The sequence below is a fragment of the Pseudochrobactrum sp. AO18b genome (assembly GCF_000409565.1).
Taxonomy (GTDB): domain Bacteria; phylum Pseudomonadota; class Alphaproteobacteria; order Rhizobiales; family Rhizobiaceae; genus Pseudochrobactrum; species Pseudochrobactrum saccharolyticum.
Genome location: NZ_ANNO01000425.1, coordinates 1 through 8862, shown reverse-complemented (window position 1 = coordinate 8862; position 8862 = coordinate 1). Strand labels below are relative to the sequence as shown.

Genomic DNA, 8862 nt, shown 5'->3' with positions numbered 1-8862 from the left:
ACCGCCGTTCAATATTCCGCCGATACCGGCGGCTGTTTGCAATGGCGTGGTTGCAAAACCATGACCGAAAGCTGCGGTAATCGATGTCGGCACAGACCAGTGCCGCGGCTCCATTGGTTTTGCTATTTCCGGCAGTTCCAGCGCCGCTCTCTCCAGCAGGCCGGAACGGATAAGAAAGTTCCGGTGCCCTTCCACCCCGACAGAAAGTGCTTCCTGTGCGGAGCCGATATTGGAAGAAAACAGAAACACTTCCTCCAGCGTCAGCGGTCGTTTCTTGCCGAAATAATCCCGCACAAGCTGATTACCGACCCTGATCGGATTGGTCGCGTCATAGATTGTATCAAGTCCGGCACCCGCATGTTCAACTGCCATCGCCGTTGTAAAGGTCTTAATGATAGACCCCATTTCCGAGGCACTGGCTGTTATCCGGTTCAGACGGTCAGCCAGATGTATCTCCGCAGGCGTATTGGGATCAAAATCCGGCAATGAAACCAGCCCTAAGATTTCACCTGTTTTAATATTGAGAATGAGACCACCGACACCCGCCGCGCCGTATTTAACAAGCGCTTTCGACAATTCGTCATGCAATGCATGCTGCACACGTAAATCAATGGAAGTCACAACCGGCGCAAAATGTTCAGGGACTGAGAAACCGGCATTGCGGATATCGGCAATGCCCTGCCCGTCGATCCATTTCTCCAGACCGGCAACACCGGTATTGTCAATATTGGTCAGGCCGACAATGTGCGAAGTGGTACGTCCGGCCGGATAGGCTCTTTGTAATTCGGTGCGGAAGCCAATGCCGGGAATACCTTCTGCCATCAGCCTGCTTTTAACCGACGGCGTTAATTGCCGTGCGAGCCATATAAAACGGCGCTGCCCCGACAGTTTCTTATGAAGCGTTTGCAGCGGAATCTCGGGAATGATGCGGTGCACTTTTTCTGCCACTTCATCAATATCCGTAATACGGCGGGGCTCCGCATAAAGTGAATATGCCTTGATATCTATCGCAAGGATTTTTCCGTTCCTGTCCAGAATAAACGGCCTGTACATGCCGACAGGAGACATTGCGGCATGTTCTGAAGCAGGTACAATCGTGCCGAAGTAAACCATCTTTGAAAACAGCACACAATAAATCGCCACGAACAATAATATCGCAAGTATATATCTGTTTTTATTATAGGACTTCTTCATACACACACTAAAATTAATAATTAAAACTTCTTTGACGGATTTTTTTGTTATTCACAAAAATTCACGAATGATTTCACATAGAAATAAATGATGTAATGGTATATTAGGGCTCGATAAGTCTCAATTCACCGCAATTTTCACTCACTTTCAGCGCGGATAATGCAATGCCCGATCAAACTAAGCTGGATGATTACGACAAATCGCTTCTCAGACTGCTTCAGGAAGATGCCTCAAGATCACAAAAAGAATTAGCCGAGCTTATTCATCTGTCACCCGCCGCCGTACAGCGCCGCATCGCCAAACTTCAGAAAAAAGGCATCATCAAAAAATTTGCAGCCGTTGTTGATCCTGCGGCCGTCGGTCTGCCCGTGACCGTTATTGTCGAGGTCACGCTCAGCGACGAGCGGTCAGCGACAGTCGCTGCGGCCAAAAAAATGTTCAAAAATGCTGAGGAGATTCAACAATGTTATTGGGTTGCGGGCAGTGCTGGCCTTATCCTGATCATGACCGTTCCGACGACTGAAGAATATGAAAGCAGGACAGCGCAATTATTAGGAGAAAATCATCTGGTAAAATCTTACAGAACCATCGTTGTACTGGACAGAGTGAAAGTCGATCTGTCCCTTCCCTTGTAATAGTCTTCCTGTCATATTTATTAAATTCGCCTTATTCATAAAATGTCAGACTGACTTGATATTTACAGAGTTATTTTTTGTTTTCTTAAAAACATGAAACACTAACCTGCGAGAGTTTTCATGCCAGCAAAGTTCATTATCAACGCACCGGTATTTTTCGGATCCATCATTGTCATCGGTGTGTTTCTAGCAATCGGGATCGTGGTTCCCGATCAGGCTGCGAGTATTTTTACCCAGCTTCAGACCGTTATTCTCGCAAATTTCGGGTGGTTTTACCTGCTATCCGTCGGCATTTTTCTGGTCAGCGTATTGCTTCTCTGTCTGGGACGGTACGGACGCCTCAAACTCGGCCCCGATGATTCAACACCTGATTTCAGCTTCCTTTCTTGGATTGCAATGCTTTTCGCTGCGGGTATGGGTATCGGGCTGATGTATTATGCCGTCGGCGAGCCGATGACGCATTTCATGGCGCCGCCAAGCGCAGAACCGCGCTCCATTGCAGCAACACGTGAAGCCATGGCGGTTACATTTTTCCATTGGGGAATTCACGCCTGGGCTATTTATGCCGTTGTCGGCCTGTCCCTTGCCTATTTCGGATATCGTTACAATCTGCCGCTCACCATCCGCTCCGGCCTTTACCCGCTGCTCAAAGAGCGGATTAACGGCCCGATCGGCCATGCGGTCGATATTTTCGCCATCGTCGGCACCATGTTTGGTATTGCAACCTCGCTGGGACTTGGCGTTTCACAGATTAATGCCGGACTTCACTATCTGATCGGCCTGCCAATCGGGTTGCAGGTTCAGCTGCCACTTATTATTGCAATCACGGCACTGGCAACGATTTCCGTTGCAACAGGTCTGGATAAAGGCGTGCGCATTCTCTCTGAGACCAACCTGCTGCTCGCTATTCTCCTGATGCTTTTTGTGCTGATTGTGGGGCCTACAGCAGAGCTTTTCCGCGATTTTGTGCAGAATATCGGCCTGTATCTCGATACAATCGTCCTGCGTACCTTCAATATCTATGCCTATGAACCAACGCCGTGGGTCGACGCATGGACGCTGTTCTACTGGGCATGGTGGATATCGTGGTCGCCTTTTGTCGGCATGTTTATTGCCCGTATTTCGCGTGGCCGCACGGTCAGGGAATTTGTGACAGCGGTGCTGTTTATCCCGGCCGGTTTCACATTCTTCTGGATGACCGTTTTCGGCAATTCGGCAATTCTTATTGATACGACAGTTGCAGGCGGCAAGTTAGGAGCAGAAATTGCTGCTGATGTCTCCGTCGGCCTGTTCCACTTCTTTGAATATTTGCCATGGACGACATTGACCTCGACTTTGGCGGTCATGCTGGTTGCCATTTTCTTTGTTACATCTTCGGATTCCGGCTCTCTTGTTATTGATTCAATCGCTGCGGGTGGGGAAACAGAAACAACAACCGGACAGAGGGTCTTCTGGTGCACATTGGAAGGTGTGGTCGCTGCAAGTCTTCTGGTTGCAGGTGGTCTGGGAGCTTTGCAGGCTGTGACCATTGCAAGCGCACTGCCATTCAGCATCGTCATGATCGCGCTTGTCTGGTCACTGTTTAAGGGGATGAAAGCCGACCTTGCACAACAAGCCGCCCATGCTGCAATTCCGGTTGCGCCAAGCGCACAGCCAGCCTCAGGGCTCACATGGCAACGCAGATTGTCGCTGATTTTGCATGCGCCAACCCAGCGTGAAGTTGCAACATTTATCGCAGGTCCCGCCAAGGATGCTTTGAATGCAGTTACCACCGAACTGAACAATCGCGGTCGGGAAACCGTTGTTGTTACAGAAGACAATGGTGCAATCGCACTGCGTTCCACGGCAGAAGGCACACGCGATTTCATCTACGGTATCATGCCCGTTGCCCAGCACATCCCTGCTTTTTCGACACTGGGGGTCGGCAAGCCAAATCTCCGTCATGAAGCACGGACATATTTCTCAAGCGGTGGCAGAGGCTATGATGTGATGGGCTTCACAAAAGAGCAGCTGATCGTGGATATTCTGGTGCAATTTGAAAGATATCTGGCTTTGGTTCATGCGCCGGAAACACAACTGGTACACAGCGCGCCGGAACATTCAGCGGATATGTAAATTTCCCACATGCTGAAGGCCGGATGAGGCCGTTAATACACACATAAAAGCACGCGTTGCTCCATATGGCAGCGCGTGTTTTGCGCATACCTCAAAAAACGACGCTTTAAGACTGATAAGTTCACTCAGAGATTTTATTTTAAATTGAAATTTATACTTAAAAAAATCATCTTATTTATTTTCATTTTTACCTGTAAATAATCAAAAAGTGTTAGTTCAGCAGTACAAATTCAGACCATAAATTTTATACATTGACATATAATTATAGTTGTAAGATTTAAAGGCAGAACACTTTGCTGTTCATATTGTTGGCGGACAATTCGAAAACCGCGCCGGTTTAGTTAACCGGCTATTTCTCAAAACAGGACTTATCCATGAGTGAGATTACAATCTCGCGGGACTCCGAAATTTCATTTGGGCGTATATCTGCGTTAACTGTCGAAGATGTCTGTGATCTGAGTGAAACGCTTTCCGATGAGCATCGCGGCATGGTTGCCGACAATGGTACATCCATTGCCGCAGCACATTTTTCCGAAAATGCCTGGTTCCGTGCAATTTATGCTGACGATACACTGATCGGTTTCATAATGCTGCATATTGGCGCCGACCATGATGACGGAATTGACTGTCCGGGGGTCTTTTTATGGCGTTTTATGATCGCAACACCATTCCAGAAATTCGGCTTTGGCCGTCAGGCTATCGGGCTTTTAAAACGTGATATGAAGCTCAAAGGCTACAACGAGATTTTCACAAGCTACGGCACCGGAGAAGGTAGTCCGGAAGGTTTTTACACTCTTCTTGGCTTTGAAAAAACCGGTGATAGCTATGGTGATGAACTGGAAGCCGTGTTGAAATTCTAAATCAGACTACGGGCGTTAGCGATGACACACTAACGCCTGTTCTCTCAGCACTGATCCTTGTATTATCGGATTTGAACGATACAAAAAAGGTGTGGCTACGTGGCAAAAGGCTCGTTCAAAATAGCGCCTAGCAAAATCGACGGGATCACGGCGGTTGCTGCGGACTCATCCCATATATTCGGCCGCCATACGCATGACCAGTTCGGCATTGGCGTCATCATCCGCGGTGCGCAAAAATCATTGAGCGGACGGGGCATTGTTGAGGCGGCGGCCGGTGATATCATCACTGTCAATCCGAATGAGGTTCATGACGGCACCCCGATCGGTGACCATGGCCGTGCGTGGTATATGCTATATTTTGATACCGATATTTTAGCCGAGCCGATGAAGGAAATTCGGGGCGGTAACACGAGAATATCGGAGCTTGCAAAGCCGGTCTTGCACGACACGGCTGCAACAAAGCATTTCCGCTCTCTGTTAAAAAGCATAACCAATCCGTCAGATATTTGCAGCGAGTTTGAAATACAAGAAAACCTGCATCTGTTGCTGGCACGGCTTGTTACAAGCCACAATTCTGCAGACAAACACGATGCACCCTCCGCAATCGAACTGGCACGCGAGCGCATAGATGATGACCCTTGCTCGCCGCTTTCTCTCGGCGAATTATCTGCGCTTGGCAATGTCAGCCAGTTTCAGTTGATACGGGGTTTTTCAAAACACACCGGTCTGACACCTCACGCCTATCTCATTCAGCGCAGACTGCAATATGCGCGAAAAATGATCATAAATGGCTCAACACTGAGCGATGCAGCTTATGCGTCCGGCTTTGCAGATCAGAGCCATATGACCCGTTTATTTGTAAGCACCTATGGCATCTCACCAAAGCAATATGCCGGTGTCAGAGCCTGAGCTGCAATTTTCTTCAAGACTTTGCCGTCAATAACGACGCAAATGGCTCAAAAAACGAGCCAGAGCAATGTCCATTCACTACCGCTATTCCCTGTCTGTGCTGACTTCTTTTCCGCAACTGCAATCCCGTGGTTTGCTGATTGACGGCATCAACCGCAATGCCGGCCCAAATGCTGCGATGTCTCAACTGACTGCCATTGCCAAAAACCGTCTCGCTCATGCTACTGAAGGCGAGTTTCCTGAAATCAAAGCATGGCGCCGCGCCTTTTCCGCCATGGGATATAAACCGACCCAATACAGATGTGCTTCGGAAGCATTGCTGCGTCGTTTCCGCATGGAAGGTTCACTTCCGGCGCTGCACCCTCTGGTTGATTTCTGCAATGCAACATCGCTGGCTTTTGCAATACCCGTTGCCGTTTTTGATGTCGAAAAAATCAACGGCATTCTCAGTATCCGGCACGCTGACGGCGACGAAATTTATGAGACATTCAGCGGGAGTACGGAAAGACCCGAGCCAGGCGAAATCATATATGCCGATGACAGCAGGCGAGCACATGCACGCCGCTGGACAAACCGGCAGAGCGGCTGGTCTGCGATAAATAGTGAAACAAAAACAGCACTGATTGTGACTGAAGCACTGCATGAAACTGCACAGCAAGACACGGATAAGCTTATAAATTCGCTGATGACAACATTGAAACAACTATGGCCTGCGTCGAAAATCACTCGGGTTAATCCGGCATGACTTTCGAATATTTACTGACAGCTTTTATTGTCAGCGCCATCCCCGGCGCAGGCGTTGTTTATACAGTTGCTGCCGGTCTTGCGGGCGGCAGGCGCGGCTATATCATTGCAGCACTCGGTTGTACGCTGGGCACCCTGCCCCATATTGCAGCAGCCATCAGCGGCCTTGCAGTTTTGCTGCACACCAATATTACGATCTTCATCATCATTAAATGGCTTGGCATTGCCTATCTGTTCTACATGGCATGGAAGATGGTGAGCGACCACACGATGCTGCAACTGAATGAAAAGACCAAAGATAAAAGCGCGCAACAAATAATCAGCTCAGCGATTTTCATCAATCTGCTGAACCCGAAACTATCCTTGTTTTTCCTTGCCTTTTTACCGCAATTTATCAGCCCGCAAGAAGCATCGCCGGTCTTGCGCATGCTGGAGCTGAGTGTGGTTTTCATGATAATCACATTTGCGGTTTTCATCGCCTATGGTGCTTTTGCCGCCTCAGTCCGGCACTATCTGATTTCCGATCCGTCAGTGCAAAAACGGGTTCGCTATGGCTTTGCCTTTGCTTTCATGGCACTGGCGCTGAAACTGGCTTTCACCAATACCAATCCTCATGCGGAAAATAACAGGTCAGCCAGAGCAATGCCGGTGAGTGTCAGCTCTTCAGGCATGATCTGGTCGTCTGTTTTTACCTATGACTTGTTCAGTTCAGAAGAGATACAGCAATCAAGCCCGAGCCTGAATGTCCCTTTCCGGCGCTTTTTCCTTGTCAGATTTTAGACCGGCAGCCGTATTAAAACTCAACAAGTTCCACATCGCCTGTTGCTGCACTCACCATGATTTCAACGCGCATGGACGGATCGCCCAACTCGACTGCGCAGCAACATCTGACCGGCGGCGCATAAGGGGCAATCCAGTCTTTCCAGACCTGATCCATACCCTCAAAATCAGCCATGGATGTGATCCAGATTTCCGCAGTCAACAGACGGGATTTATCACTGCCTGCACGTTGTAGCAGATCATCGATTTTACCAAGCGTCTCTTTCGTCTGTTCTTCAATCGTGCCGCCTTTATCAGAGAACTGACCGGACAGATAACAGACACCATTATATTTCACCAAGCGGCTGCGACGGGCATTAATATCACTGCGTTCAAGCTTCATTTCATCCTCACGATACTCAGATTTCAAGTCCGGCTTTGCGGCTTTCAAGAGCGGAAATCACACGGAAACCGATGCTGCGGAAGGGTTCCGGCGCAATAAAGCTGGCCTGTCCCATAACCTGCTCAAGAACGGAATGATCGCCAAAGCCACACATCAGTTCCGCCAGATGCCGCCCCAGCATTGTGCCCTTGGCAATGCCGCTGCCGTTGCAGCCGCCGGAAGCATAAAGCCCGTCTTCCAGCTTGCCCCACCATGGTGCACCGTTCATAGTCAGGGCTGTGGTGCCGCCCCAGACATATTCAAATTGCACATGGCGCAAACCGGGCCAGCGGCGTTCAAAGCGGTTCCGTAGTTCTGCTTCCACGTAAGTCTGTGTCAGCTCTTTTTCATGGGCATAAAGGCTGCGCACCATCAACCGGTCAGAACCGATGCGCCGCAATGTTGTGCCAAGCCGGTGAGACGGCAGCAAGCCCCATGACTGATCATGTCCCAGCAGCGCTCTGTCCGCCTCGGGAACGGATTCTGTCACTGCCGCATAGGTATAAATAGTCGTCATCTTGGTATTCAGATAACCAAAACGGCGGATAAAACCATTATTCGCCAAAGCAATGTTTTTTGCCCTGATCTGCCCCGACCGTGTGGATAATATCCAGTCACCCTGATGCTGAATCCGTTCGACCGGTGTGTTCTCATAGAGTTCAACATCGGAAGGCAGGGCATCGGCCAGACCACGGATCAAGGCTGCAGGCTGTAACAACCATGTGTCTGAGAGATACAGACCGAAGCGGTAATAATCCGTGCCGATCCTCTCTGCGATATCGCTCCGTGACAATTCCTGATGTGTTACACCGAGTTTTTTTGCCACCTCAAGAACAGAGCGGACAGAAGCCTCTCCGCGTTCTGTGGCAGCGCCGCGAATGGCACCGACCTGCTGCATATCGCATTGGATATTATTCTCACGGATAATATCCGTCAGCCATTGGAAGGCTTCCGAAAATAATTTTGATTGCAGCCGTGCTTTCTCGGACATTTCCACGGTAATATTCCGTGGCAGAACATCGGTGCCGGTAAAACCGGAATTGCGAGCGGAGGAACCCTCGCCCACGGTCGTCGCTTCAACAACAGCAATACGGGCATCGGGGCGAAGTTCACGCAGACGACGCGCAACAGCAAGTCCGGTATAACCTGCGCCGATCACGGCAAAATCTACGTTAATGTCGCCATCAAGCGCAGGTCGTGGTGT

Annotated in this window: 8 protein-coding genes and 1 pseudogene; 6 read left to right on the top strand and 3 right to left on the bottom strand. The window is 49.5% G+C overall.

Going from position 1 to position 8862, the window contains the following annotated elements:
* A partial coding sequence (locus tag A918_RS20800) for a penicillin-binding protein 2 (RefSeq protein WP_198013307.1) occupies positions 1 to 1128 on the bottom strand: 1128 nt, incomplete at its 3' end.
* 230 nt (positions 1129 to 1358) lie between these two features.
* On the opposite strand from A918_RS20800, the gene A918_RS0116140 reads away from it, so the two are divergent.
* From A918_RS0116140 to A918_RS20795, 6 genes and pseudogenes are all read left to right on the top strand, one after another.
* Positions 1359 to 1829 carry an Lrp/AsnC family transcriptional regulator gene (locus A918_RS0116140; RefSeq protein WP_022712056.1) on the top strand — a complete coding sequence of 157 codons (471 nt, stop codon included), beginning with the start codon at positions 1359 to 1361 and terminating at the stop codon, positions 1827 to 1829.
* A gap of 120 nt (positions 1830 to 1949) precedes the next feature.
* Positions 1950 to 3944: a BCCT family transporter gene (locus A918_RS0116135; protein WP_022712055.1), complete on the top strand. Its 1995-nt coding sequence runs from the start codon at positions 1950 to 1952 to the stop codon at positions 3942 to 3944.
* Positions 3945 to 4318: 374 nt separating this feature from the next.
* Positions 4319 to 4804, top strand: a complete 486-nt coding sequence (locus tag A918_RS0116130; protein ID WP_022712054.1) for a GNAT family N-acetyltransferase — start codon at positions 4319 to 4321, stop codon at positions 4802 to 4804.
* Positions 4805 to 4903: 99 nt separating this feature from the next.
* Positions 4904 to 5713: an AraC family transcriptional regulator gene (locus A918_RS0116125; RefSeq protein ID WP_022712053.1), complete on the top strand. Its 810-nt coding sequence runs from the start codon at positions 4904 to 4906 to the stop codon at positions 5711 to 5713.
* 73 nt (positions 5714 to 5786) lie between these two features.
* Positions 5787 to 6458 carry a B3/4 domain-containing protein gene (locus A918_RS0116120; RefSeq protein ID WP_028233893.1) on the top strand — a complete coding sequence of 224 codons (672 nt, stop codon included), beginning with the start codon at positions 5787 to 5789 and terminating at the stop codon, positions 6456 to 6458.
* Positions 6455 to 7057: pseudogene (locus A918_RS20795) on the top strand (LysE family translocator); the annotation flags it as partial. The gene A918_RS0116120 and the pseudogene A918_RS20795, both read left to right, overlap by 4 nt.
* A 193-nt stretch (positions 7058 to 7250) precedes the next feature.
* Here A918_RS20795 and A918_RS0116110 read toward each other — a convergent pair.
* On the bottom strand, positions 7251 to 7619 hold the full coding sequence (locus A918_RS0116110; RefSeq protein WP_022712050.1) for a RidA family protein: 369 nt from the start codon (positions 7617 to 7619) through the stop codon (positions 7251 to 7253).
* Between the two features lie 16 nt (positions 7620 to 7635).
* Positions 7636 to 8862: FAD-binding oxidoreductase (locus A918_RS0116105; RefSeq protein ID WP_022712049.1), on the bottom strand; the 1227-nt coding region annotated here is incomplete at its 5' end.